The sequence below is a fragment of the Pseudomonas mercuritolerans genome (assembly GCF_025706525.1).
GTDB lineage: Bacteria > Pseudomonadota > Gammaproteobacteria > Pseudomonadales > Pseudomonadaceae > Aquipseudomonas > Aquipseudomonas mercuritolerans.
Map to the genome: position 1 here is coordinate 267,215 of NZ_JAMSHA010000002.1, position 25,520 is coordinate 292,734.

23 protein-coding genes are annotated in these 25,520 nt (G+C 61.2%); 12 read left to right on the forward strand and 11 right to left on the reverse strand.

Going from position 1 to position 25,520, the window contains the following annotated elements:
- The first annotated feature begins 121 nt into the window (after nt 1-121).
- From ND528_RS05980 to ND528_RS05990, 3 genes are all read left to right on the forward strand, one after another.
- The gene (locus tag ND528_RS05980; RefSeq protein WP_263469909.1) at nt 122-1,717 is read left to right on the forward strand and encodes a GMC family oxidoreductase; all 1,596 of its coding nucleotides are present in this window, start codon (nt 122-124) and stop codon (nt 1,715-1,717) included.
- Between the two features lie 115 nt (nt 1,718-1,832).
- Complete coding sequence (coaD, locus tag ND528_RS05985; protein ID WP_003229157.1) at nt 1,833-2,312, forward strand: pantetheine-phosphate adenylyltransferase; 480 nt, start codon at nt 1,833-1,835, stop codon at nt 2,310-2,312.
- A 162-nt stretch (nt 2,313-2,474) separates the two neighbouring features.
- Entirely contained in the window at nt 2,475-2,726 is a 252-nt protein-coding gene (locus ND528_RS05990) for a YfhL family 4Fe-4S dicluster ferredoxin (protein WP_003195146.1), read from the forward strand.
- 125 nt (nt 2,727-2,851) lie between these two features.
- On the opposite strand, the gene ND528_RS05995 is transcribed toward ND528_RS05990, so the two are convergent.
- From ND528_RS05995 to ND528_RS06005, 3 genes are read right to left on the reverse strand one after another with little or no spacing between them, the layout of a single operon-like run.
- The gene (locus ND528_RS05995) at nt 2,852-3,175 is read right to left on the reverse strand and encodes a multidrug transporter (RefSeq protein ID WP_076564452.1); all 324 of its coding nucleotides are present in this window, start codon (nt 3,173-3,175) and stop codon (nt 2,852-2,854) included.
- A 56-nt stretch (nt 3,176-3,231) separates the two neighbouring features.
- Nucleotides 3,232-4,044 (reverse strand): bifunctional DNA-formamidopyrimidine glycosylase/DNA-(apurinic or apyrimidinic site) lyase, encoded by an 813-nt coding sequence (gene mutM, locus ND528_RS06000; RefSeq protein WP_016772703.1) that lies wholly within the window; start codon nt 4,042-4,044, stop codon nt 3,232-3,234.
- A 12-nt stretch (nt 4,045-4,056) separates the two neighbouring features.
- The gene (locus tag ND528_RS06005) at nt 4,057-4,869 is read right to left on the reverse strand and encodes an HDOD domain-containing protein (RefSeq protein ID WP_178083688.1); all 813 of its coding nucleotides are present in this window, start codon (nt 4,867-4,869) and stop codon (nt 4,057-4,059) included.
- A gap of 228 nt (nt 4,870-5,097) precedes the next feature.
- Between ND528_RS06005 and ND528_RS06010 the strand changes: the two genes are divergently transcribed.
- The 6 genes from ND528_RS06010 to ilvD all read left to right on the forward strand — a co-directional run bounded on the left by ND528_RS06010 (nt 5,098) and on the right by ilvD (nt 12,832).
- A complete protein-coding gene (locus tag ND528_RS06010; RefSeq protein WP_263469910.1) occupies nt 5,098-5,637 on the forward strand; it encodes a type 1 glutamine amidotransferase domain-containing protein in 540 nt (179 codons plus the stop codon).
- A gap of 177 nt (nt 5,638-5,814) precedes the next feature.
- A complete protein-coding gene (locus ND528_RS06015; protein ID WP_016772700.1) occupies nt 5,815-7,011 on the forward strand; it encodes a class I SAM-dependent rRNA methyltransferase in 1,197 nt (398 codons plus the stop codon).
- A 450-nt stretch (nt 7,012-7,461) separates the two neighbouring features.
- Nucleotides 7,462-8,535 carry a SagB family peptide dehydrogenase gene (locus ND528_RS06020; RefSeq protein ID WP_263469911.1) on the forward strand — a complete coding sequence of 358 codons (1,074 nt, stop codon included), beginning with the start codon at nt 7,462-7,464 and terminating at the stop codon, nt 8,533-8,535.
- Nucleotides 8,532-9,509 (forward strand): diiron oxygenase, encoded by a 978-nt coding sequence (locus ND528_RS06025; protein ID WP_130911245.1) that lies wholly within the window; start codon nt 8,532-8,534, stop codon nt 9,507-9,509. The genes ND528_RS06020 and ND528_RS06025 overlap by 4 nt, the downstream gene beginning before the upstream one ends.
- Nucleotides 9,502-10,734: a multidrug effflux MFS transporter gene (locus tag ND528_RS06030; protein ID WP_263469912.1), complete on the forward strand. Its 1,233-nt coding sequence runs from the start codon at nt 9,502-9,504 to the stop codon at nt 10,732-10,734. Before ND528_RS06025 ends, ND528_RS06030 begins: the two co-directional genes overlap by 8 nt.
- Nucleotides 10,735-10,990: 256 nt before the next feature.
- Nucleotides 10,991-12,832 (forward strand): dihydroxy-acid dehydratase, encoded by a 1,842-nt coding sequence (ilvD, locus tag ND528_RS06035; protein WP_263469913.1) that lies wholly within the window; start codon nt 10,991-10,993, stop codon nt 12,830-12,832.
- Nucleotides 12,833-13,023: 191 nt separating this feature from the next.
- On the opposite strand, the gene ND528_RS06040 is transcribed toward ilvD, so the two are convergent.
- A complete protein-coding gene (locus tag ND528_RS06040) occupies nt 13,024-14,079 on the reverse strand; it encodes an HAD family hydrolase (protein WP_263469914.1) in 1,056 nt (351 codons plus the stop codon).
- A 239-nt stretch (nt 14,080-14,318) separates the two neighbouring features.
- Between ND528_RS06040 and ND528_RS06045 the strand changes: the two genes are divergently transcribed.
- Nucleotides 14,319-15,710 (forward strand): L-cystine transporter, encoded by a 1,392-nt coding sequence (locus ND528_RS06045; protein ID WP_042606536.1) that lies wholly within the window; start codon nt 14,319-14,321, stop codon nt 15,708-15,710.
- A gap of 94 nt (nt 15,711-15,804) precedes the next feature.
- Here ND528_RS06045 and ND528_RS06050 read toward each other — a convergent pair whose 3' ends face one another.
- On the reverse strand, nt 15,805-16,317 hold the full coding sequence (locus ND528_RS06050; RefSeq protein ID WP_263469915.1) for a dihydrofolate reductase: 513 nt from the start codon (nt 16,315-16,317) through the stop codon (nt 15,805-15,807).
- 85 nt (nt 16,318-16,402) lie between these two features.
- Between ND528_RS06050 and ND528_RS06055 the strand changes: the two genes are divergently transcribed.
- Both ND528_RS06055 and ND528_RS06060 read left to right on the forward strand, forming a co-directional pair.
- Nucleotides 16,403-17,776, forward strand: coding sequence for a DUF2868 domain-containing protein (locus ND528_RS06055; protein WP_263469916.1), 1,374 nt, complete (start codon nt 16,403-16,405; stop codon nt 17,774-17,776).
- Complete coding sequence (locus ND528_RS06060) at nt 17,769-19,145, forward strand: GTPase/DUF3482 domain-containing protein (RefSeq protein WP_263469917.1); 1,377 nt, start codon at nt 17,769-17,771, stop codon at nt 19,143-19,145. The genes ND528_RS06055 and ND528_RS06060 overlap by 8 nt, the downstream gene beginning before the upstream one ends.
- Nucleotides 19,146-19,157: 12 nt before the next feature.
- On the opposite strand, the gene ND528_RS06065 is transcribed toward ND528_RS06060, so the two are convergent.
- The 6 genes from ND528_RS06065 to ND528_RS06090 all read right to left on the reverse strand — a co-directional run bounded on the left by ND528_RS06065 (nt 19,158) and on the right by ND528_RS06090 (nt 25,459).
- Nucleotides 19,158-19,688, reverse strand: a complete 531-nt coding sequence (locus ND528_RS06065) for a hypothetical protein (protein WP_129997850.1) — start codon at nt 19,686-19,688, stop codon at nt 19,158-19,160.
- Between the two features lie 118 nt (nt 19,689-19,806).
- On the reverse strand, nt 19,807-20,358 hold the full coding sequence (locus ND528_RS06070; protein WP_212617377.1) for a phosphonate degradation HD-domain oxygenase: 552 nt from the start codon (nt 20,356-20,358) through the stop codon (nt 19,807-19,809).
- The gene (locus ND528_RS06075; protein WP_263469918.1) at nt 20,355-21,488 is read right to left on the reverse strand and encodes a TIGR03364 family FAD-dependent oxidoreductase; all 1,134 of its coding nucleotides are present in this window, start codon (nt 21,486-21,488) and stop codon (nt 20,355-20,357) included. The genes ND528_RS06070 and ND528_RS06075 overlap by 4 nt, the downstream gene beginning before the upstream one ends.
- Before the next feature lie 118 nt (nt 21,489-21,606).
- Nucleotides 21,607-22,632, reverse strand: a complete 1,026-nt coding sequence (locus tag ND528_RS06080; protein WP_056786284.1) for a putative 2-aminoethylphosphonate ABC transporter substrate-binding protein — start codon at nt 22,630-22,632, stop codon at nt 21,607-21,609.
- 26 nt (nt 22,633-22,658) lie between these two features.
- Entirely contained in the window at nt 22,659-24,383 is a 1,725-nt protein-coding gene (locus ND528_RS06085) for a putative 2-aminoethylphosphonate ABC transporter permease subunit (protein WP_263469919.1), read from the reverse strand.
- The gene (locus ND528_RS06090) at nt 24,383-25,459 is read right to left on the reverse strand and encodes a putative 2-aminoethylphosphonate ABC transporter ATP-binding protein (protein ID WP_263469920.1); all 1,077 of its coding nucleotides are present in this window, start codon (nt 25,457-25,459) and stop codon (nt 24,383-24,385) included. The genes ND528_RS06085 and ND528_RS06090 overlap by 1 nt, the downstream gene beginning before the upstream one ends.
- Nucleotides 25,460-25,520 lie beyond the last annotated feature (61 nt).

A 25,520-nucleotide genomic window follows, 5' to 3' on the forward strand; every position in this document is an offset into this window, starting at 1 on the left:
CGGCCTTCGCGAGCAGGCTCGCTCCCACATTTGAAATGCATGTCCCTGTGGGAGCGAGCCTGCTCGCGAATGGGCCAACTGCATCACCTCAGCATCCAGAATAATAAAGAGAACCTGACCGATGCCCGTACCCGATCCCTTCCGCGAAGGCCTCGCCCGAGGCTGGAAAACCTACAACGGCGCGCAACTGAGCGACGACCTCACCCTTGAAGCCGACGTGGCGATCATCGGCAGTGGCGCCGGTGGCGGCACCACGGCGGAAATCCTCAGCGCAGCCGGTTATAAAGTCCTGCTGATCGAAGAAGGCCCGCTGAAGACCAGTTCGGATTTCAAACTGCTCGAAGACGAGGCCTACAGCAGCCTCTATCAGGAAGGCATCGGGCGCATGAGCAAGGACGGCGCGATCACGATCCTGCAGGGCCGCGCGGTCGGCGGCACGACGCTGATCAACTGGACCTCGAGCTTCCGCACACCCGAGCCGACCCTTGAACACTGGGCCAGCGAGCACAACGTCACAGGCCATAGTCCGGCAGAGATGGCGCCGTGGTTCGAAAAAATGGAGCAGCGCCTCGGGGTCGCGCCGTGGATGGTGCCGCCCAATGCCAACAACGATGTGATCCGCAAAGGCTGCGAGCAACTCGGCTACAGCTGGCACGTGATCCCGCGCAACGTTCGCGGTTGCTGGAATCTCGGCTATTGCGGCATGGGCTGCCCGAGCAACGCCAAGCAATCGATGATGGTCACGACCATCCCGGCGACGCTGGAAAAGGGCGGCGAGCTGCTGTATCTGGCGCGGGTGGAGAAGCTGCTGATCAGCGGCGACAAGGTTACCGGGCTGCATTGCGTAGCGATGGACGACCGCTGCGTCGAGCCGACCGGGCGCAGCATCACCGTCAAGGCGCGGCATTACGTGCTGGCCGGCGGCGGCATCAACAGCCCGGCGCTGTTGCTGCGCTCCGACGCGCCGGATCCGCATGAGCGCGTGGGCAAGCGCACCTTTCTGCACCCGGTGAACATGTCCGCCGCGCGTTTCGCCGAGGTGGTCAATCCGTTTTACGGCGCGCCGCAGTCGATCTATTCCGACCATTTTCAATGGAAGGACGGCACCACCGGGCCGATGGCGTTCAAGCTCGAAGTGCCGCCGCTGCACCCGGCGCTGGCGGCCACGCTGCTGGGTGGTTTCGGCAAGGAAAACGCCCAGCATATGGCCGACCTGCCGCACACCCACGCGATGCTGGCGCTGCTGCGCGATGGCTTCCACCCGGACAGCAGCGGTGGCTCGGTGGAGCTGCGCGGTGATGGCTCGCCCGTGCTCGACTATCAGGTTTCGCAGTACGCCTGGGACGGTTTGCGCCGGGCCTTTCACGTCATGGCCGAAATTCAGTTCGCCGGCGGCGCGCAGTCGGTGATGCCGATGCATGCCGACGGTCGTTATGTGAAGACATTGGCCGAAGCGCGCTCGCTGATCGATGGTCTGAGTCTGGAGTTGTACCGTACGCGACTGGGCAGTGCCCATGTGATGGGCGGCTGTGCGATGGGTGAAGATCCGAAAAGCGCGGTTGCCGACAGCCTCGGTCGCCATCATCAACTGAGCAATCTGTCGATTCACGACGGCTCGCTGTTCCCCACCAGCATCGGCGCCAACCCGCAGCTGTCGGTGTATGGCCTCACCGCGCAACTGGCGACAGCGTTGGCTGATCGGCTGAAAAACCCATGAAAAAGCAGAATATTCCTATCGTCTATAGTGCTTTCTTACCCAACAGGCGACTTGGCCGACCGGGAAGGCTGCGATACCATCCGACTCCCCAACGGACTCCCGCCAGGACGACGCGATGAACCGAGTGTTGTACCCAGGTACCTTCGACCCTATTACCAAGGGCCATGGCGATCTGGTCGAACGCGCCTCGCGCCTGTTCGATCACGTGATCATTGCGGTCGCCGCCAGCCCGAAAAAGAACCCGCTGTTCCCGCTGGAACAACGGGTCGAACTGGCTCGCGAGGTCACCAAACACCTGCCGAACGTGGAAGTGGTCGGTTTCTCCACATTGCTTGCGCATTTCGCCAAAGAGCAGAACGCCAACGTGTTCCTGCGTGGTCTGCGCGCGGTGTCGGACTTCGAATACGAATTCCAGCTGGCCAACATGAACCGCCAACTGGCGCCGGATGTGGAGAGCCTGTTTCTCACGCCGTCGGAGCGTTATTCGTTCATTTCCTCGACGCTGGTGCGGGAGATTGCCGCGCTGGGCGGTGATATCAGCAAGTTCGTCCACCCGGCCGTGGCCGACGCGCTGACCCTGCGCTTCAAAAAGTAGGAGCTGCCGCAGGCTGCGATCTCTGTTTGTAGGAGCTGCCGAAGGCTGCGATCTCTGTTTTGCAGCCCTTGATCGCCCCCGCGTGCACTGCAAGCGCCAATGCGGCACAATTGCGCGCATTGATTTATAGCGCCCGGGCCTGCCGCCCCGGCTGGAGTTAGCATGTCCCTGATCATCACCGACGATTGCATCAACTGCGACGTCTGCGAACCCGAGTGCCCGAACGCCGCCATTTCCCAAGGCGAAGAGATCTACGTGATCGACCCGAACCTGTGCACCCAGTGCGTCGGCCACTACGACGAGCCGCAGTGCCAGCAGGTCTGCCCGGTGGATTGCATTCCACTGGACGAAGCCCATCCGGAGACTGAAGAACAGTTGATGGAGAAGTACCGCAAGATCACCGGCAAGGCCTGATCTCTTCAGCCCTGTGCCGCCCTCTTCGCGAGCAGGCTCGCTCCCACATTTGCAATGCATTCCCCCTGTGGGAGCGAGCCTGCTCGCGAATGGGCCATCAGCCACACCACTGAAACCCGATCAGCTCACTCGCGCTGCTCAAACCCCTCCCCTGTACACCCCAGACACCGCACAAACGCTGCTTTCGCCGGGTCGACCACCAGCGCCTGACCGGCATCGCCAACACCGCCGCCCAGTGCGGTAAACGGCAACGACACCACGAACGCCCCCGCACCGATCACCGTGGCCACCACCAGCAAGGGCCGGGCAATCAGCAGGTCGCCAAGCATGGCGTAGGCCGGGGGATTCTGGATGGTGTAACGCGGATCACCGCTGCCGGTTTCCGAGGCCTGAACGGCCAGGCTGGAACACAACAGCAGCGTGACGAAGAAGACTTGCAGGACTTTCATGGCACGATCCTTCGGGCTGAGCAGTGAGACTTCTCACTATAGACCGAAGGATTTCTTCAGGTCTGGCAGCGCGGGCAAAACACGCTGGCGCGCTGGCCCAGCTTCACTTCGCGCAAGCCGGTGCCGCAGACCTTGCAATGCTGACCGCCGCGGCCGTAGACAAACAGTTCCTGCTGGAAGTATCCCGGCTGACCGTCACCGCCAATGAAATCGCGCAACGTCGTGCCGCCACGCTCGATGGCGGCGGCGAGGATGCGTTTGATCTCGATTGCCAGTTTCAAGTAACGCCCGCGGGAGATGCCCCCGGCTTCGCGGCGCGGATCGATGCCGGCGGCGAACAGCGCTTCGGTCGCATAGATATTGCCGACCCCGACCACCACCGCGTTGTCCATGATGAACGGCTTGACCGCCATCGAGCGCCCGCGCGACAGCTGGAACAGGCGCTCGCCATCGAACAGATCGGTCAGCGGCTCCGGCCCGAGGCGAATCAGCAACTCGTGATTGAGCGGGTCGTTGCTCCACAGCATCGCACCGAAGCGTCGCGGGTCGGTGTAGCGCAGGGCCAGTCCCGATTCCAGTTCAATGTCGACGTGTTCGTGCTTCAACGCCGGCAACCCGGCCTCGACCAGGCGCAGATTGCCGGACATGCCCAGATGGCTGATTAGCGTGCCGATCTCGGCGTTGATCAAAAGGTACTTGGCGCGGCGCTCGACCAGCACGATGCGCTGCCCGGACAAACGCACATCGAGGTCTTCGGGGATCGGCCAGCGCAGGCGCCGGTCGCGGACGATGACCCGGCTGACCCGCTGGCCTTCCAGGTGCGGGGCAATTCCGCGACGGGTGGTTTCGACTTCCGGCAGTTCAGGCATGGTGTCCTCGGATCAATGCGCGCCGAGGTCGCGAATCGTTTGTTTGAGTGTTTCGAAGTCGTAGTCCGACAGACCGACGTAATCGAGCACCAGTGGGCCAACCGCATTCCACTCGAAATCTTCGCTCTGGTTGCCCAGCACCCGGTAGGAGGCGCAGATGTGCTCGGCCATTTTCAGAATCGCCAGCAAGTTTTTCAGCTGGCTGTTTTTCGACGATTCGTCGCTGAAAATCGCCAGCGCATTGTGGTGATTGGCGATGGCGGCGCTGACATGCTCCGGCAGGCGCCAGGACTTGGCCGTGTAATAACCGACCACGGCGTGGTTGGTGTTGAACACACGGTTTTCCGTATCGACCACGCGGCATTCCGGGCTGGCGCTGGCGTAGGCCTCTTCCAGCACGGTCATATAATTGGGGAAACGCTGCAGCATCAATGGCACGCCGCAATCGTGGAACAGGCCCAACGCATAGGCTTCGTCACCGGCCTGGGTGCCGATGCGCTTGGCCAGGGTCAGGCAGGTCATCGCCACATCCTGCGCGGTGTCCCAGAAACGGTTGAGGGTGACGATGGTGTCATCGTTCATCTCGCCCTTGATCGACTGCGCGTTGATCAGGTTGATGATCGAACGGCTGCCCAACAGGTTCACCGCACGCTGGATCGAGGTGATCTTGTTGCTCAGGCCGTAATACGGCGAGTTGACGATCTTCAACAGCGCGCCGGACAGACCGGGATCCTGGGAGATCAGCCTGGCGATCACCTCCAGGTCCGGGTCGGGCATGTACTGCTCCATTTGCAGATCCACCATGATCTGCGGTTGCGCCGGCACACTGATGCCTTGCAGCGATTGTTGAATCTGTTCGGTGGTCAGCTCTTGGGACATAAGTACACACTCTGGGACAGGCGGCGATTCTAACCGCTGAAACGGCAGGGCGACACACCGATGGGCACATCGCCGGAACTTTCATCTGTGCACAGGCTTCGGACTCTGTAGGGCGCATCGGACCTCAATGGTCCGCTGCGATGGCAAAATCTCCACAGACTCAGGAGCTTACCGATGGCAACTTCCCTCAATGGCAAACGCGTCGCTATTTTGGTTACCGATGGTTTCGAACAGGTCGAAATGACCGGCCCCAAGGATGCCCTCGAGCAGGCCGGCGTGCAGGTCGATATCCTCTCGGCCGAGGCCGGCACCGTCAAAGGCTGGAACCATGACAAACCGGCCGACGACTTCCCCGTCAGCAACACTTTCCAGGCTGTGAGCGTCGATCAATACGATGCCGTGCTGCTGCCCGGCGGTGTGCAGAATTCCGACACCATCCGTATCGATCAGGATGCTCAGCATCTGGTCAAGACTGCCGCTTCGGCGGGCAAGCCGATTGCCGTGATCTGCCACGGCAGCTGGTTGCTGATCTCGGCGGGACTGGTCAACGGCAAGACCATGACCAGCTACAAAACGGTCAAGGACGATCTGGTCAATGCCGGTGCGAACTGGGTCGATCAGGAAGTGGTCAAGGACGGCAACCTGATCAGCAGCCGCCAGCCGGATGATGTGCCGGCGTTCAGCCAGGCGCTGATTGACGCACTGGCTGCGTAAGCGCCGAAATCCTTTCGCGAGCAGGCTCGCTCCCACAGGTGAATGCATTCCAAGTGTAGGAGTGTGGGAGTGTGGGAGCGAGCCTGCTCGCGAAGGGGCCATCCGCTTTTCATCGCAGGCCAGACCGGAGCACGCCTCAACACGCTATACTCCCGCTCTTTTTTCCGGAGCGACGTCATGTCCCTGCCTAGCCTGCGCCTCAAAGCCAACGCCGACCGTCGCCTGCGCAACGGCCACTTGTGGGTCTACAGCAACGAAATCGACGTGGCCGCCACGCCTCTGCACGGCTTCAAGGCCGGCGATCAGGCGGTGCTCGAAGCCGCTGGCGGCAAGCCGTTGGGCATCGTCGCCATGAGCCCGAACAACCTGATCTGCGCGCGCCTGCTGTCGCGCGACATCAAACTGGCATTGGACAAGTCGCTGCTGGTGCATCGCCTGAATGTCGCACTTTCGTTGCGCGAGCGTCTGTTCGACAAGCCGTTCTATCGTCTGGTCTACGGCGACTCCGACCTGCTGCCGGGTCTGGTGGTCGATCGTTTCGGCGACATCCTCGTGGTGCAGATCGCCTCGGCGACCATGGAAGCGCATAAAGACGACGTGATCGCCGCGTTGACTCAGGTGCTCAAGCCAAGCGGCATTCTGTTCAAGAACGACTCCGCCGCCCGCGACGCCGAAGGCCTCAACCGTTACGTCGAAACCGTGTTCGGTCTGGTGCCGGAATGGGTCGCGCTGGAAGAGAACGGCGTCAAGTTCGAAGCGCCGGTCATTCAAGGCCAGAAAACCGGCTGGTTCTACGACCACCGCATGAACCGCGCGCGCCTGGCACCTTACGCCAAAGGCAAACGCGTGCTCGACCTCTATAGCTACATCGGTGGCTGGGGCGTGCAGGCCGCTGCGTTCGGCGCCAGCGAAGTGTTCTGCGTCGACGCCTCTGCGTTCGCCCTTGACGGTGTCGAGCGCAACGCTGCACTGAACGGCTTCGCGGACAAGATGACCTGCATCGAAGGCGATGTCTTCGAAGCCTTGAAGGAACTCAAAGCCAGCGAAGAACGTTTCGACGTAATCGTTGCCGATCCGCCGGCCTTCATCAAACGCAAGAAAGACATGAAGAACGGCGAAGGCGCCTACCGTCGTCTGAACGAGCAAGCCATGCGCCTGCTGACCAAGGACGGCATTCTGGTCAGCGCTTCGTGCTCCATGCACCTGCCGGAAGACGATCTGCAGAACATCCTGCTGACCAGCGCCCGTCATCTGGACCGCAACATCCAGATGCTCGAACGTGGCGGCCAGGGTCCGGATCATCCGGTGCATCCGGCCATTGCTGAAACCCGCTATATCAAAAGCATCACCTGCCGTCTGCTGCCCAATAGCTGATTGCGGTTGAACACGGGGAGCCACAGGCTCCCCGTTTCATTTGCGACGCCCTTCCCTCGCTTATTCACACTCACCATGAGTGCTAGAAACTTTTCCTACAATAATTTCCGTCGGCTTTGCAGGACGTTTCTTTGTGTCCGCTATTTATGGAAAATTAACCTACACAATAAGTCATTAGCACAAGATCACTCCGACAAAATTACTGGAATATTCCTACTTAATATCCTCTTGCCAATATTCGATTACAAACTATTATGAAGTTGTCGCCATGAAGCGACTTCAACTTTCTATGAACAAGGAGTTCACATCATGAAAACCATTTATCTGGAAACAAATAAAATCGCCAACCTCGCCTTTCTGGTTGCAGCCAACGTACGTTAAGTAAGTCTGGACGCCGCAGAATGCCGGCACTGCGGCGTCCTTCAGACTACTCCTGAGTGACCTGAACAAATGTATATCAATCCTTTTCTATTTATATTGCCGCGCCCACCTGGCCAAGTTGTGTGGAATTACAAAAACCACACTCAACACGAGCTTGGCCTTGAATACTCCAATCGCCTCGCGAAACTTATAGACAACCCTGACCTTTTTGACCCAGGCAACATAATAGACAAACAACTTCTGGACGCAGACATTCTAACCATTGCAAAAATAGACAGCCCGGAATGGGGTTGGGATGAACTATCCAGGATCTATCACATCGGCACACAAAATATTCCTTGTGAGTATATTCCACAGAACATTCACGAGTGGTCGAGGCAATATCTGGCGCATTGCAGCGAAGTGCTGGCAAAGCCGGAACCTGCACACTCCAGGTCGCCGCAGCCTGTGGAGGCCCTCATCTCCCTGCCTGCGCCGGGCGCCGTCAACGATGACAGCCTGACTGGGGCATTGCTCAAGCGCAAAACCTGCCGTTCCTACACCGGTGCGGCGGTGACACTGGACGAGGTGGGCAAGCTGCTGTATTTCACCCTCGGCTATCTGCCACCGCGCGAAAATGCCCACGATGATCCTGTCGCGCCAGGACTCGAGGCCCGCCGAAGCTGCCCGTCCGGTGGCGGACTGAATGCCTGTGAGGGCTTTCTTCTGGCGCAGAATGTCAGCGGGCTGGAACCCGGCGTCTACGCTTACCACCCTGCCGAACACGCTCTGAGTCGGATCAATGCGCTGCCCGATCCGCAACTGGGTCAATTGCTCGGTGGCCAGCATTTCATCAATAACCTGCCGCTGGGCGTCTTCATTACTGCAAGGTTTGATCGTCTCTGGTGGAAGTACGAGCACTCACGCGCCTACCGCATGGCATTCATCGAGGCCGGCCATCTCTCGCAGACATTTCAACTGGTCGCAACAACGCTGGGGCTCAATACCTGGCTGACCGGCGCGTTCGCCGACGCGCAGGTTGAAACCCTGCTCGGCATCGCGGGCAGCGCCGAGCAACCGTTGTTCTTCGTCGGCTGCGGAGAAAGCGATGGCCAGGCCATGTGCCAGGAAATGCGTGATCTGCTGAGCGGGGTAGCGTCATGATTTCCCCGACGATGGATGAGAGCGAAGCGCCGGTTTCATGGTCGCTCAAATTTACCCTTCCAGACTGGGACAACCGTGCATCGGTGCGCTGCAGTACCCATGACTATCGACTACCAGGCGATGTCGAGCAGCAACTGCAGACACGCTACTGGTTCCCCCCGGCGTTTCTTCCCTATCTGACGCACCCGGCCATTCAGGCCAAGGGTCGGGACACCCTGCATCGCCTGACGGCCAATCATCTGGTGTACTTCCTCGACTACACCACCCTGCTTGAACACCGCATCGTCAACCGCGCAGTGGAAGTCATCGTGCATCGCGAACTGCCCATCTACATTCCGCTGCCGATGAAACATGCAGCGCTGCAGCTGTATACCGACGAGGGCTATCACGCGTTGTTTTCCAACCAGATTGCCGAGCAGATCGCCGCGTTCTACAGCATCACCCGGCGCCCCGTCATTCCGAGGCGGATCACCCGCATGAACGCCTTGATCGCGCGCACGCCGGAGAAGAACCGCGCACTGGCCTGGTTCCTGCTTGGGTTCGTTTCGGAAACGATCATTGCCCGTGAGTTGCTGGAGGCCTGCCGCGATACTTTGGTCAGCAGCGTGAACGACATGTTGCGCGATCACCTGGCCGACGAAGCCAGGCACAGCCGCTATTTCGCCGAAGCTTTCCATTATTTCTGGATCGCGATGAACAGTCGCCAGCGGTTGTTCGCCAGCAAGACGCTGGTGGAGATCATTTCGATTTTCTTTGAAGCCGATGAAAGCTGGCTGCAACAAAGCCTGCGCTCGGCCGGTATTGCCGATAGCGACGCGCTCGAGATTGTCGCCGGCATGACCACGATGCAGGCCAGGCGCGCCCGCGCCCGTGCTGGCTCCAGGCCCACGCTTGAAGCCCTGCACAAAGCAGGTTTTTTTGCACTGCCTCATAACCGGACACTTTTCGCCAAGGCAGGATTGATCGATGGATAAACACAACCCTGTAGTTACCCGTCGACAACAGCGCGCAGCCGTCAGCCTGCTGCTGGCGATGACCCTGCTTGGCGTGTTTCCACTGGATGTGCTGCTGCCTTCCTTTCCGGCATTGGCAGCACATTTTGGCCGATCGCCAAACGACATCGCCCTGTCGATCAGTCTGTTTGCCGTGGGCATCGCATTTGCCCAGCTATTGATCGGCCCGTTGTCCGATGTGATCGGGCGCAAAGGTCTGCTGCTTGCCGGCATGAGCGTGTCGCTGCTCGGCGCGCTTGGCTGCGCGCTGAGCAGTGACTACACGCTGTTCCTGATTTTCCGGGTGATGCAGGCACTGGGATGCGGTTGCTTCGTGCTGTCCCAGGCTCTGGTGCAGGATCTGTTCGAAGGCAACGAGCGCGATCGCCTGCGAATCCTGATGGTCACCGCAACAGGCATCTTCATTTCGGTATCGCCACTGGCGGGTACGTTTCTGCAAGCCACGCTCGGCTGGCGCGGCAGCTTCTGGGTCTTCATCGCCCTGGCCGCAGCAGTTCTGATCAAGACCTGGCGATTGCTCGATAACAGCCGTCCTCCTCATGATCCCAGCCGCCTTGGCTTCCTCCAGTCCTATCAGCGCGTCCTGAGCAATTTCGAATTCGTCGGCTGCTGGCTGATTTCCGCCTTCGCTTTCGCCTGCCACTTTTCCTTCATTGTCATTTCGCCGCTGATCTTCATGGAGCAGCTGCAGATGGCACCTTACGATTTTGCCTTGATCCTGCTGATCTACGGCGCCGCCTATGTCTTTGGCGGCCTGTTCGCCAGCGTGCTGAATCGGCATATCAATGCGCAACAGCAGATTTTCACCGGGCTGAGTCTGATCCTGCTCTCGGGGCTGGTGATGCTCTATCTGGCGGCCAATCATGATCTGTCAGCGGCGACGGTGCTGATTCCAATGCTGATCTGCACGGTAGGCACGACCATTTCAAGACCACCGGCCACCTCCCGCGCCATGAGCCTGTTCGCCGAAAATGCCGGCGCATCGGCGTCCGCCGGCAGCACCATCATCTTTATCTGTGGCGGGCTGGTCAGCGCCTTGATCAGCCTCGGCCCGGCCAACCTGCAGGCGACATTGGGTTACGGCTTCGTGGTGTTGAGCGGCGTATCGCTGTTGCTCAACAGCGTGATAGGCCGTCGCGTCAGCAACCTGCGCAGCAATCCGGTGATGCCGGGAGGCGACCACTGATCCTGCCAGTCGTCATCCCGCGTGCCTCTTCAGCGGGGGAACAACGCTTTGCGCCATTCCCTCGCGACGCCAGCGGTGTAGAATCGCCTCATTCATCGCCATTCATCCCCGGCGGGTTTATGAGCTCAGGCTGAGACCAGCGGCGATCCCGCAACGTCATCGGCAGCTTCCGGACACACGGCCATTTTTCGGGTGTTTCAGAGGTCAACAGAAGCTCACTCCCCTTTAGTACGTGATTAGCCGCCCGGAGTGCTCCATGCCAGATTACCGCTCGAAAACATCCACCCACGGCCGCAACATGGCCGGCGCCCGCGCACTGTGGCGCGCCACCGGCATGAAAGATGACGACTTCAAGAAGCCGATCATTGCCATCGCCAACTCGTTCACCCAGTTCGTCCCGGGGCATGTGCACCTGAAGGACCTGGGTCAACTGGTCGCCCGCGAAATCGAACGCGCCGGTGGCGTGGCCAAGGAATTCAACACCATCGCCGTCGATGACGGCATCGCCATGGGCCACGACGGCATGCTGTATTCGCTGCCGAGCCGCGAGATCATCGCCGACTCCGTCGAATACATGGTCAATGCCCACTGCGCCGACGCCATCGTGTGCATTTCCAACTGCGACAAGATCACCCCGGGCATGCTGATGGCCGCGCTGCGCCTGAACATCCCGGTGATCTTCGTTTCCGGTGGCCCGATGGAAGCCGGCAAGACCAAACTCGCTTCCCACGGTCTCGACCTCGTCGACGCCATGGTCATCGCCGCCGACTCCAGCGCTTCTGACGAGAAAGTCGCCGAGTACGAGCGTAGCGCCTGTCCGACCTGCGGTTCGTGCTCCGGCATGTTCACCGCCAACTCGATGAACTGCCTGACCGAAGCACTGGGTCTGGCCTTGCCGGGCAACGGTTCGACTCTGGCCACCCACAGCGACCGCGAACAGCTGTTCCTCCAGGCCGGTCGCACCATCGTCGAGCTGTGCAAGCGTTACTACGGCGAGGACGATGACTCCGTGCTGCCGCGCAACATCGCCAACTTCAAGGCGTTCGAGAACGCGATGATGCTCGATATCGCCATGGGCGGTTCGACCAACACCATCCTGCACTTGCTCGCAGCTGCCCAGGAAGCCGAGATCGATTTCGACCTGCGCGACATCGACCGTCTCTCGCGCAGCGTGCCGCAGCTGTGCAAAGTCGCACCGAACATCCAGAAGTACCACATGGAAGACGTGCACCGCGCCGGCGGCATTTTCAGCATCCTCGGTTCGCTGGCCCGTGGCGGCCTGCTGCACACCGACTTGCCGACCGTGCACAGCCGCAGCATGGAAGAAGCCATCGCCAAGTGGGACATCACCCAGACCAGCGACGAAGCCGTGCATCACTTCTTCAAGGCAGGTCCTGCGGGCATTCCGACCCAGACCGCATTCAGCCAGTCGACCCGTTGGGAAACCCTCGACGACGACCGTGAAAACGGCTGCATCCGCAGCTTCGAGCACGCCTATTCGCAAGAAGGCGGCCTCGCCGTGCTGTACGGCAACATCGCGCAGGACGGTTGCGTGGTGAAAACCGCCGGGGTTGATGAGTCGATCCATGTCTTCGAAGGCAACGCGAAAATCTTCGAAAGCCAGGACAGCGCCGTGCGCGGCATCCTCGCTGACGAAGTGAAGGAAGGCGACATCGTCATCATTCGCTACGAAGGCCCGAAAGGCGGCCCGGGCATGCAGGAAATGCTCTACCCGACGTCCTACCTGAAATCCAAAGGCCTGGGCAAAGCCTGTGCGCTGCTCACCGACGGGCGTTTCTCCGGCGGTACTTCCGGCCTGTCGATCGGTCACGCTTCGCCAGAGGCTGCGGCCGGTGGCGCGATCGGTCTGGTGCAGGATGGCGACAAGGTGCTGATCGACATTCCGAACCGCTCGATCAACCTGTTGGTCAGCGACGAAGAACTGGCGGCACGCCGCGCCGAGCAGGACAAGAAAGGCTGGAAACCGGTTGAAGTGCGCCCACGCAAAGTAACCACTGCGCTCAAGGCCTACGCCCTGCTGGCGACCAGTGCCGACAAGGGTGCTGTGCGCAACAAGGCGATGCTCGACGGGCTGTAAGGCTTAACCGTCGTACAAAAAAATGCCCCGCCATGTGCGGGGCATTCTTTTGTCTGGCCAAAATCCGAAACTCACCGAAAATCAAACTTTGGGAGCGAGCCTGCTCGCGAATGCGGTATGTCAGAAACGGAGAGGGTGGCTGACATTACGCTTTCGCGAGCAGGCTCGCTCCCACCTTGAATCGGGGTGGCTTACTGGATTTCCTCAGGCTTGACGATCACCCAGTTCTTGTCCGCCGTCACCGGCAGGCCTTCCTTGGCCTGCGCCGCCGCGTGCTTGGCCATCATGCCGTTGATTTGCGTCAGGTACTTGTCCTTGCGGTTGATCCACAAGTGGATGCCGCCCTTGGCCACGTCGACATCATGGAACAGCATGTAGCCGTCGCTGGTCGGGGTATCGCCACCGACCAGTACCGGTTTTTTCCATTCATCGATGTAGGTGAGGATTGCCGCGTGCTTGCCGGCCATCCAGGTTGCCGGGGTCCACAGGTACGGCGTCAGTTCGAGGCCGAGGTTGGCCTTCTCGTCATATTTGCCGGCAGTGATCTGTTTGCGCGCGGTGGTCAACTCGCCGGTCTTCTGATCCTTGAGCAGCAGTGAAACGCCGATGACGTTCTGCGGTTTGACGTTGTAGCCATACTTGGGATCCGCCGCGACCATACGCACCAGTTCCTCTGAAGCGGCGGTCATCACGTAGACCTCGATGCCGTTCTCCATCAGCTTGTTATACAGCTCCTGCTGGCCAGTGAAGATCCTCGGCGGATTGACGTCGAGTTTCTTCACCACATCGCCTTCGTAATACGTCGCCGGCACCGGCTTGCCCGAAGCCATCAGCTCATCGACGTAGCCCTTGAGCTCCTTGAGGGTGAAGCCGGAGAACACCTGCGCCACCCACGGGTAGCAGACCATGTCGTCGACTTCGCAGAGCCGGTAGTAATAACTGAACAGGCTTTCCTTGTGCTCGGCGGTGTCCTTGAAGGGCATCAGTTTCAGCGACGGATCGAGCTTGTCACGGGTGATCAGGCCCTTGTTTTCCATGAACGGCAGCAAGGATTCTTCGAGGTCGTAGCGGTAACTGGTGTTGTCCATGTCGAACACCGCGTAATTACCCTTGTTGGCGTTGGCGGCAATCATTGCGTCCAGCGCCTTGGCCTGATCTGCCGGCCAATGCTTGAGGTCCGTGGCAAATGCCTGGCCGGCGAGGCCAGCCGCCAGTGCCACAGCCAACAACGTGCGTGCAATTCTCATAGCGCTACTCCCCGATGCAAAGAGTTCGACGCTAACAAATCAATGTGACAACCCTCGCCTGTCAGCGACCGCTGACGTCCCCTGCGCGTCAGTTGCATTGCCGACAGCGACACGCTCTTATTCCAAAAACGACGGACGCCCTGCCATTTCGTTATTAAATCATTGCAAATCAAGCTGTTAGGCTTGCCGGTTCGCAGCAGCCCCGGATGGCTGTTGGCACAGTCTTTACTGGAGTCCTCATGAATCTACCGTTGATTCTCAACCTGCTGGTGTTCCTCGCCCTGCTCTTCGGTCTGGCGCAAACCCGCCACACCACTTGGAGCCTGGCGAAAAAAGTCCTGCTCGCACTGGTCCTCGGCGTGGCGTTCGGCGTTGCCCTGCACACGATTTACGGTGCCGGCAATCCGGTGCTGAAAGCCTCGATCGGCTGGTTCGATCTGGTCGGCAACGGTTACGTGCAGTTGCTGCAAATGATCGTGATCCCGCTGGTGTTTGCTTCGATCCTCAGCGCCGTGGCACGCCTGCACAACGCTTCGTCGCTGGGCAAAATCAGTTTCCTGACCATCGGCACGCTGCTGTTCACCACCGCCATCGCGGCGTTGATCGGCATCGGCCTGACCAACCTGTTCGGCCTTACCGCTGAAGGTCTGGTCGCCGGCACTCAGGAAATGGCGCGCCTGCAAACCATTCAGAACGACTACGCCGGCAAGGTCGCCGACCTCAATGTGCCGCAACTGCTGCTGTCGTTCATTCCGCAGAACCCGTTCGCCGACCTGGCCCGGGCCAAGCCGACCTCGATCATCAGCGTGGTGATTTTTGCCGCGTTCCTTGGGGTTGCTGCACTGCAACTGCTCAAGGACGACGTCGAGAAAGGTCAGAAAGTGATCAACGCCATCGACACCCTGCAAGCCTGGGTGATGCGTCTGGTGCGGCTGGTGATGAAGCTGACCCCGTACGGCGTGCTGGCGCTGATGACCAAAGTGGTCGCCGGCTCCAACCTGCAGGACATCATCAAGCTCGGCAGTTTCGTCGTGGTGTCGTATATCGGCCTGGGCCTGATGTTCGTCGTGCACGGCGTGCTGGTGTCGGCCGCCGGGATCAACCCGCTGCGCTTCTTCCGCAAGATCTGGCCGGTGCTGACCTTCGCCTTCACCAGCCGCTCCAGCGCGGCGACCATTCCGCTGAGCATCGAAGCGCAGACCCGTCGTCTGGGCATTCCGTCGTCGGTCGCCAGTTTCGCTGCCTCGTTCGGTGCGACCATTGGCCAGAACGGTTGCGCAGGCCTGTACCCGGCGATGTTGGCGGTGATGGTCGCGCCAACGGTCGGCATCAACCCGCTGGATCCGCTGTGGATCGCGACGCTGGTGGCGATTGTCACGTTGAGTTCGGCCGGTGTCGCCGGAGTTGGCGGCGGCGCAACGTTCGCCGCCCTGATCGTGCTGCCAGCAATGGGCTTGCCGGTGTCACTGGTGGCGTTGCTGATTTCGGTGGAGCCGCTGATCGATATGGGCCGCACCGCGTTGAACGTGAGTGGCTCGATTACCGCTGGGGCGATAACCAGTCAGGTCATGCAGCAGACGGATAAAGCATTGCTGGATGCTGATGAACACGCAGAGTTGGCGCAGGCTTAAAGCTTCTCAGCGACTGAGCGGGCCTCTTCGCGAGCAGGCTCGCTCCCACACTGAAATGCGTTCCCCTGTGGGAGCGAGCCTGCTCGCGAAGCTGTTAGGCTTTCTCCCAAACCTCAAAGCTATATGCAGGTTTATCGCCCTCTGCCGGATTCGGTACATTCGACACCAGCTTCCATTCACTCCGATCAAACTCCGGAAACCACGCATCCCCTTGCGGGCTCAGCGCCACGCGGGTCAGGTACAGCCGATCGGCCTGCGCCAGCCCTTGCGCATACAACTGCGCGCCGCCAATCAGCATCAGTTCATCAACGCCCTGGGCTTTCGCCCATTCCTCGGCGCGGGCCACGGCAGCTTCCAGCGACGGATAGACCTCGGCGCCTTCGAGTTGCAGATCAGGCTGGCGGCTGACCACGATGTTCAAGCGCCCCGGCAGCGGCCGGCCGAGCGAATCCCAGGTCTTGCGGCCCATGATGATCGGCTTGCCGAGCGTGGTCGCCTTGAAGTATTTGAAGTCCCCCGGCAGGTGCCAGGGCATGCTGTTGTCGACGCCGATCACGCGGTTTTCACCGAGGGCTGCGATCAGGCTGAGGGGCAGTGATTTAGTCATGGCGGCGAGGATACCAGAGCCGCGCTTACCCCGATAAGCGCCACAGCGGTTATGCTCAGCGCTCGATTTAGCGACGGGACGCCGCGTGACTGAACTGACTCCACTGCAAAACCTCTGGCTCAGCGAAACCATCCGCCTGCGCGAAGAACACGCGGGGCCGCTGGATGACCTGGAAGCCAATCGTCTGGCCCGCGCCGCTGGCGGCGATCTGCCGAGCCGCATTGCGCGCCGGGCGCTATGGCTGGCCGAACGCGACGGGCTGACCGCCGCGCTCAGGCACTGGCTGCAAGGCGCGCGTCTGGCGCTGATATTGTTGATGATTTTCGCCGTGCTCAGCGGCGCCGGTCTGGCTTTCGCCGCACTTGGCCAGACGCCGGTAAATGTCTTCTGGGCGCTGGGCAGCCTGCTCGGGATCAACCTGATTTTGCTGTTGAGCTGGGCGCTGGGTTTGATCTTCGCTGGCGAACACGGCGCCGCCCTCGGGCGTTTGTGGCTGTGGCTCAGTGAAAAACTCGCCCGCGACGCCAAAGCCGCGCAACTGGCGCCGGCCCTGCTGTTGTTGCTGCAACGCAAGAAACTCAACCGCTGGGCACTCGGCGCGTTGGTCAATGGCTTGTGGCTGCTGGCAATGCTCAGCGCGCTGATCCTGCTGCTGACGCTGATGGCCACGCGGCGCTACGGCTTTGTCTGGGAAACCACGATCCTCGGCGCCGACACTTTCATCCACGTCACCCAGGCCCTTGGCTATCTGCCGTCGCTGCTCGGCTTCAACGTGCCGACCGAGGAAATGATCCGCGCCAGCGGCGACGGTGCCCTCGACATCGAAAGCGCACGACAGGCCTGGGCGACCTGGCTGGTCGGTGTACTGGTGGTTTACGGCGTGCTGCCGCGCCTGCTGCTCGCGCTGTTCTGCCTGTGGCGCTGGAACAGCGGCAAAGCCGCGCTGCGTCTGGATCTGAATCTGCCCGGCTACGCGCAACTGCGCGAACGGTTGATGCCAACCAGCGAACGCCTCGGCGTCAACGACCCGGAGCCGGCGCAACTGCATCGCGTCGAAAGCAACGTCGGCGAACTCGCCAGTGAAGGCGCGCTGCTGGTGGCGATCGAGTTGGACGAACAGCGCCCATGGCCACCCGCGCTGCCGAAAAACGTCAGCAACGCAGGCATCCTCGACAGTCGCGAATCGCGGCACAAACTGCTCGAACAACTCAGTCGCTTCCCGCCGGCGCGGCTGGCCATCGCTTGCGATCCACGACGTTCGCCGGATCGCGGCAGCCTCGCATTGATCGCCGAACTCGCGCGCAACGCCGGCGCCACTCGGATCTGGCTGCTGCAAGCGCCGCCTGGCGAAGCGCTGGACGGGCAACGTCTGGGTGACTGGCACGCGGCGCTGCAACAGCTGGAACTGCCATTTGCCGATTGCGCGCCGATGAACTGGCTGGAGAGCGGACATGACTGATGCACGCAAGGCCCCGCTGAAACTCGCGGTGGTCGGCCACACCAACGTCGGCAAGACCTCGCTGCTGCGCACGCTGACCCGCGATGTCGGCTTCGGCGAAGTCTCGCACCGGCCGAGCACCACCCGACATGTCGAAGGCGCGCGGTTGTCGGTGGATGGCGAGCCGTTGCTCGATCTGTACGACACGCCGGGGCTGGAAGATGCGATCGCCCTGCTGGATTTTCTCGAGCGTCTGGAACGCCCCGGCGAACGTCTCGACGGCCCGGCGCGGCTGGCGCGGTTTCTCGACGGCAGCGAGGCGCGCCAGCGTTTCGAACAGGAAGCCAAGGTACTGCGGCAGTTGCTCGCCTCCGACGCCGGTCTGTATGTGATCGACGCCCGTGAACCGGTGCTGGCCAAGTACCGCGACGAACTGGAAGTGCTCGCCAGTTGCGGCAAGCCGCTGCTGCCGGTGCTGAATTTCGTCAGCAGCGCCAACCATCGCGAACCCGATTGGCGCGAGGCGCTGGCGCGGCTGGGGCTGCATGCGCTGGTACGTTTCGACAGCGTCGCACCGCCCGAGGATGGCGAGCGGCGCTTGTACGAGAGCCTTGCCCTGCTATTGGAAAACGCCCGGCCGCAGCTGGAGCGGTTGATCGCCGACCAGCAGGCGCAGCGCCTCGCGCGCCAGCAAAGTGCCGCGCGCCTGATTGCCGAATTGCTGATCGATTGCGCCGCGTGCCGGCGCAGTGTGGTCAGCGAAGCCGAGCAGGAACAGCAGGCGATCAGCGAACTGCGCAAAGCTGTACGCCAGCGTGAGCAGAAGTGCGTTGAGGCGCTGCTCAAGCTCTACGCGTTTCGCCCGCAGGACGCGGCGGCCAGTGACTTGCCGTTGCTCGACGGGCGCTGGGGCGATGACCTGTTCAACCCGGAAACCCTGAAACAACTCGGCGTGCGCGTCGGCGGCGGCGTTGCTGCCGGTGCGGCGGCCGGGGCTGGCGTGGATTTACTGGTCGGCGGGATTACTCTCGGCGCAGCGGCACTGGCCGGCGCGATTGCCGGTGGCGCGCTGCAAACGGCGCGCAGTTATGGCAGTCGCCTGCTCGGCAAGATCAAAGGCCAGCGGGAATTGACGGTGGATGACGCCGTGCTGCGCCTGTTGGCGTTGCGCCAGCGCCAGTTGTTGCTGGCACTCGATCAGCGTGGGCATGCGGCGATGGACAGCATTCAGGTGGCCACGCCTGTGGATAAAACCTGGCGCGAAGGCAAGTTGCCCGAGGCCTTGGGCAAGGCCCGGGCGCATCCGCAGTGGTCGTCGCTCAATCCGCAGGCGAAGTTGAACCAGGCGCAAAGGCAGGAGCAGGTTGTGGCGCTGGCGGAACAGATCTGATGCGGCGGATCATCAGCGCCATTTGAATTTTACGTAACTGGTACTCAGCTGCGAAACAAGCTTGCGATCCACGGCATCCTGATCACCATCGTTATCCACATCGAAACTGATGATCCAGTCCAGCGTTCCATCATTGTCGGTGTCGTAGTGGGAGGCGGTGTAGACGATGGTGTTGTCCTGAGGTTTGCCGGTGCCCTCGTGGAAATGCAGGCGCACCGTGTCCGGTGAACCGTCCTTGGCGAAATCCTCTGTGAAAATCTTCAGATACCGGTCCCAGGTATTACCACGATTGAACCAGTTGAGTTGCAGGTAGGTGTTGGCAAATGACTTGAGCAGGCGCTCGTCCTTGATATCTTCCTTGCCGTCGGAGTTTGCATCGCCGGCCTGGAAATCGACTTTTCCATCGGCGGTGATATCCAGTGCATAGGCGCGGTGCACGAGCGTGTCTTCAGCGCCGCTGCTTTCCTCGAAAAAATGCAGGAGCACGGTATCAGCTCTGTTGTTGGTACTTCGATCTTGGGCGGTTACTTTCAAATAACGCATACAGGTCAGTCTCGTGAGATGAGCGGACAATCAACCTAGCCCGTCCGTGCCGGATTATCTGCACGATTGTTCTTTTTATACCGTAGGACAATTCATCCGCACCGACCTTGCCTGTCTCTCAAGACAAAACGGCGCAGGCCTTGCGCTTCAGCACCGCAAGATCCATCACCGGCACTGCCTCCTTTTTGGCCAACTCATCCCAGCGCCGCATGCGCAAACTCAGCGCACACAACGGATCAGCCTCGAACGCATCCGCCTCAGCCGCGCTCATTACCCCGCCCTGATATTCCAGCGTCCTGCGACTCGCCTCACTCAACCGCGCGTAATAGCCCGGCTCGCGCAAGGTCAGATAGCGTTTGGCCTGGACGTGATATTCCACCAGTCGCGCCAGCCGCTCGCTGAAACCTGCCTCACGCAGATAATCCGCACCGAGCCGTTCATGGCTGACCACGCCATAACCGCCCATGTTTTCCGCGCCCTCGGCACACAAATGGCCGATGTCATGAAAGAACGTCGCCAGCACCACTTCATCGTCACAGCCTTCAGCCATGGCCAGTTCTGCGGCCTGGGACATGTGCTCGAGTTGCGACACCGGTTCGCCGATGTAATCGCTGGCGCCGAAGCGTTCATACAGGCCGAACACCCGGGCGATCACCTGTTCGTGATTCATGCCTCCTCCAGTAATTGCGCGATGTTGCGTTCGGCCAGCGCCGGGCCGACGCTCATGCCGACGCCGGTGTGCATCAGCGCCACGCTCAGGCCCGGTGCCGGACGCAGGAATGAAAACGGCGCCGGCCCGCGAGAACCATAGACGCCCTGCCAGCGTTCGACCACTTGCACCTGGCAGCCCAGGGTCTGCTCGGCGAGTTCGAGCATCCAGTTGTCGACCTGTTCGGCGTTGAACGGTGACGCATCGCTGCCGTAATGATGCGAATCGCCAATGATCAGTTCGCCATACGGCGTCGGGCTGATCAGCAGGTGAATGCCGTTGGCGTGCAGGTGCGGTTGTTCACGGAGAATCTGCGCCTGCACCGCTGCGGCTTCCGGCAGATCGGCGAAAGCGCCGTAGTGCACGCAGCTCAGGCCGGTGAGCACGGCGTGTTGCAGGTTCAACTCGATGCTTGGTCTGGCGCGGAGCATTTGCAAACGACAGATCTGCGGATTGAGCGCGGCAATCGGCTCGGCCAGCAGGGTCTGATAATCGTGGCCGGAGCAGACGATGATCTGCTTGCCGGTAAAACTGCCGGCGGTGCTGTGCAGACGCCCCGGCTCGACGTCGCGCACCAGCGTGGAAAAGTGAAACTCGACGCCGAGGTCACGGCGCAAGTAGTCGATCAGCGCCGGAATCGCTTCGCGCGAGTACAACTGCTGATCATCGACACCGTGCAGCGCGGCGCGGTGATGGCTGAACTGGCCGCCATACAGATCACGCAACGCTGCGCCGCGCAGCAGCTCGACGTTGTAGCCATGCTCGACCGCGCGGCCGGCGCAGAAGGCTTCGAGCAGGTGTTCTTCGGCCTCGCTGCGGGCGAACAGGTATGAGCCGTTGCGCTTGACCTGCAGGCCGGCAAGTTGCGCCCAGTCGCCCCAGATCTCGCGGCTGGCCTTGGCCAGTTCGAGCATGGTGCCGGGCGGCTGACCGGTGACCAGCGCCTGACCGAAGTTGCGCACCGAAGCGCCAAGGGGCGTGGCGGTGCGTTCGAATACCGCGACTTTGAGGCCGCGTTTGGCGGCGGCATAGGCGTGGGACAGACCGAGGATGCCGGCGCCGATGATGAGCAGGTCTTTGGGTTGTGTCATGTAGAGGTGCTCTGAATGAGAAACCGCTTTCGCGAGCAGGCTCGCTCCCACAGGGGACAGCATTGCAACTGTGGGAGCGAGCCTGCTCGCGATGGGGCCTTGTCAGTCGATAAAGATCTTACTTGGCGACAACTTTCTCGGACTTGCCGTCATACCGCTTGCGCCATTCAGCCAGGATCTCGTCGCGATTCTTCGAGGCCCAGGCAAAGTCGTTCTTGATCAGACGCTGCTCATAGTCGGCCGGCAATTCGGTCTGCGGCTTGGCAATCCCCGGCTGGGCTAGCACGGCGAAGTTCTCTTTGTACAGATCCATCGCCTCGGCGCTGGCGGAGAAATCAGCGAGTTTCTTCGCCGCTTCTTCATGCGGTGTGCCTTTGATCACCGCTGTCGCTTCGATCTCCCAGCCCAGACCTTCCTTCGGCAGGATGATGTCCAGCGGCGCGCCCTGGCGTTTCAGCTGTACGGCTGGATATTCAAAGGAAATCCCGATCGGAAACTCCCCCGCCGCCGCCAATTTGCACGGCTTGGAACCAGAGTGGACGTACTGGCCGATGTTCTGGTGCAGGCCGTCCATATACGCCCAGCCCTGCTTCTCGCCGAAGGTTTGCAGCCAGGCGCTGACGTCAAGGAAACCGGTGCCGGACGACGCCGGGTTGGGCATGACGATCTTGCCCTTGTACTCAGGCTTGGTCAGGTCCTGCCAACTGATCGGTTTGCTCAGACCCTGCTTCTCAGCCTCAACGGTGTTGAAGCAAATGGTCGCGGCCCACACGTCCATGCCGACCCAGGCTGGCGGGTTGGCGGCGTCGCGGTAATTCGCGCCAATCTTGCCGAGATCCTTCGGTGCATAACTTTGGAGCATGCCTTGCTGGTCGAGAATCGCCAGGCTCGACGCGGCCAGGCCCCACACCGCGTCAGCCTGCGGACGAGCCTTTTCGGCGAGCAGTTTGGCGGTGATGATCCCGGTCGAATCGCGCACCCATTTGATCTCGACGTCCGGGTTGGCCTTCTCAAAGGCCTCCTTGTAGGACTTCAGTTGTTCGGCTTCGAGGGCGGTGTACACCGTCAACTCGGTTTTTGCCGCGAAGGCATTCAGGCTGAAAGTCGCGAGCACAGCAGCGGCCAGGGCCATAGGCTTGAACATGAGCGTTTTCCTGTAGGTGAGTTGAATCAGTGACCGGGCGCGGTTTGCCGCCAGGCTTGAGAACGGCGCAGCAAGCCGCGCGAAGCCCACGCCAGCAGCAGCGACACGCCGGCCGAAGTGAACAGAATCAGGGTCGACATTGCCGCCGCACCGCCAACGTTGCCGGCATCGTCCATGTTCAGCACCGCCACCGCCGCGAGAATGGTGTCGGGGCTGTAGAGGAAGATCGCGGCGGAAACCGTGGTCATCGCCGAGACGAACAGGTAGCGCACGATGTCCAGCAACGCCGGCAGGCAGATCGGCACGGTCACGCGCAGGTAATGCCGGTACAGCGGCGCCTTCAGCGACAGCGCGGCGGCTTCGAACTCGGCGTCGAGCTGGCGCAGCGCGGTGGTCGCGGTCATTTGTGCGGTGGTCAGATAGTGCGCAATGGTGCAGACGATCAGCAGCGTCATCGTCCCGTAGAGCACATGCAGCGGATTGCCGCTGAGGTTGAAGAAGAAAACGTAACCCAGGCCAAGCACCAGCCCCGGCACCGCCATCGGCACGAAGCTGAGCATGCGCAAAGCCAGGTTGAGCCCGCGCTGAGTGCTGGTTTTCTCCATCAGATAGGCACCAGTGAAAATCAGCACGCTGCCAATCAGCGCGGTGCCCAGCGCCATATTCAGACTGTTGCTGTAGGCGAGCCAGCCACCGCCGGCGGTCTCGTTGAACTGATAGTGGTTGAGCGACAGCGACAGGTTGTACGGCCAGAACTTCACCAGCGAGGAGAACACTGCCATGCCGAATACCAACAGCAACGCGGCGCAAATCAGCAAAACGATCGCCAGATAGCAGCCATCGCGCAGCCTGGACGGCAGCGGCTTGAACACCTGCGCGCGCCCGCTCATGGAGTCGCCGTGACCCCGACGCAACCACGCATCGACGCCGAAGCTGAACAGCGCCGGCAGCAACAACACCATGCCGATCAAGGCGCCGCGACCGAATTGCTGCTGACCGACCACGGCTTTATAGGCTTCCAGCGCCAACACCTGATAGTCGCCACCGACCACCACTGGCACACCAAAATCGGTGATGGTCAGGGTGAACACCAGACAGAACGCGGCGAACACCGCCTGGCGGGTCGCCGGCCAGGTGATGCTGCGAAACGCCTTGGCCGGACTGGCGCCCATGCTCGACGCGGCATCGAACAGACGTGCATCGGCCAGCGACAATGCCGAGAGCAAAATCATCAGGGCATGAGGAAAGGTGTAGATCACCTCGCCCAGCACAATGCCCCAGAACCCATAGATATTGTCCGAGAGCAGCCCACGCAGCATGCCCTGATTGCCGAACAGATAGACCAGGGCAATCCCCGGCAGCATCGACGGCGCCATCAGCGGCAGCAGGGAAATCCCGCGCCAGATGCCTTTGCCCGGAATCAGCGTGCGTTGCAGCGCGTAGGCAAACAGGTAGGCCAGCGGTACGACAATGGCCGCAACGCTGAGGGACACTTTCAGGCTGTTGCCGAGCAGCCAATGGAAATTGGCACTGGTCACCAACTCTTTCGCCGCGAGCCAGCCACCGCCCTGCCCGGCGTCATTGCTGAAACCGCGCCAGAAGATCGCCAGCAACGGCAGCAATACCGCAAGGCCGAGCAATACCAGCAGGAGGATTTTGCCGCCGAGCACGAACAGGCGATCGCCGATCTCGGCTTTCGAGGACTGTCGCACCTGCTTGTGCGGTAGCGGCAGCGCGAGGTTGCTGTTCATCAGGCGAACACCTGCAAACTGCGCGGCGGCAAGGCGACCATGATCTGCTGGGCGCCGAGGCGCGGCATGGCTTCTGGCGCGAGCTCGGCGAGCAGCGCATGGCCCGGCAGTTGATCGAGTTCGAAGCTCATCCGGCAGCGGTTGCCGAGGAAAGTGATTTCGCGAACCTTGGCCGGGAACAGGTTCTCTTCGTGCACCAGCGGATTGACGTTGATCGCCTCCGGGCGGCAGAACAGTCGACCCGAAGCGCCGTGCACGCTGCCATCGGCCAGCCGCAGATTCATCCCGCCGACCTGGGCGTGACTGTCGCTGCTGCGCTGGAACGGCAGCCAGTTGCCCTGGCCGACAAACTCGGCCACGAACGGCGTGGCCGGGCGGTTGTAGATTTCCTGCGGCGTGGCGTACTGCTCGACGCGGCCGTTGTTCATCACCGCGATGCGATCGGCCATCAACATCGCCTCGTCCTGATTGTGCGTGACCATCAGCGTGGTGATGCCGAGGTTGCGTTGCAGCTGACGCAGCTCGGTGCACAAGTGCTCGCGCACCCGCGCGTCGAGGGCCGACATCGGTTCGTCGAGCAACAGCAGCGACGGCGACGGCGCCAATGCGCGAGCGAGCGCTACACGCTGTTGCTGACCGCCGGACAATTGGCCTGGGTACTTTTTCTCACTGCCGGTGAGGCCCACCAGTTCCAGCATCTGACCGACACGCCGGCGCACTTCATCGCGCCCGCTGCCGGCGAGGCCGTAGGCAATGTTCGCCTCGACCGTCAGATTGGGAAACAGCGCGTAGGACTGGAACAGAATTCCGTAATCCCGCGCTTGCGGGGCAAGGTGCGAGACATCGCGATCGCCCAGGTACAACTCGCCGCTGTCCTGCCGCTCCAGACCGGCAATGCAGCGCAGCAGCGTGGTCTTGCCACAGCCCGACGGGCCGAGCAGGCACACCAGTTCGCCGGCGGCGACATCGAGGGAGACGTTGTCCAGCGCAGTGAACGCACCGAAACGCTTGTGCACGCCGCGCACTTTCATCGGCGCGCCGGGGTTGGTCAGGGCAGTTGCGATGGCAGGATTCATGGACGGACCTCAGCAAACGGATGAGGCCAATCCTAGAGTTGTAATGCGTCCGTCATGTGGC